The organism is Streptomyces sparsogenes subsp. cuspidosporus, from assembly GCF_039532705.1.
In the GTDB taxonomy this organism is placed as follows: Bacteria; Actinomycetota; Actinomycetes; order Streptomycetales; family Streptomycetaceae; genus Streptomyces; species Streptomyces sparsogenes.
Map to the genome: position 1 here is coordinate 1 of NZ_BAAASD010000160.1, position 576 is coordinate 576.

Genomic DNA, 576 nt, shown 5'->3' on the forward strand with positions numbered 1-576 from the left:
GTCCCGACCTCGGACCTGCTCGACCTGCTCGCCCGCGGCGACGCCGCCGCATGGCGGGACACGATCGCCCGCTACGAGCGCCTGGTCCGGGCCCGGGTCCGGGGCTTCCGGCTGCAACCCGCCGACGCCGACGACGCCGTCTCGGCCACGTGGCTGCGGCTCGCCCAGAACGCGGACAAGATCACGGACGTGGCCCGCCTCCCGGGCTGGCTGTCGACGGTCGCGGGCCGGGAGTGCCTGCGGATCATCGACCGCACCGCGCATGCCGGCATCCCGGCCGAGGACGCCGGCGCGCTCGTCGCCGATCCCGCCCCCGGGCCGGAGCAGCGGGCGATCGACGCCGACCTGGCCGCGGCCCTGCACGCGCTGGTCGCGGGCCTGCCGAGGCGGCGACGGCTGCTGGTGGCAGCCCTGTTCGGCGACGAGGGCTGGAGCTACGAGCGGATCAGCCGGGTCACCGGGATCCCCACGGGCAGCATCGGGCCGACCCGGGCGCGGGCCCTGGACCAGCTGCGGCGGATGGCGGCGGAGCAGGGGCTGGACCTGGCGGTCCGGCCCGTCGCCCGGGCCCGCGCG

Annotated in this window: 1 protein-coding gene; it reads left to right on the forward strand. The window is 78.3% G+C overall.

From position 1 onward, the window contains the following. On the forward strand, nucleotides 1–576 hold a 576-nt coding region (locus ABFY07_RS42855), incomplete at both ends, for an RNA polymerase sigma factor (protein ID WP_346179633.1).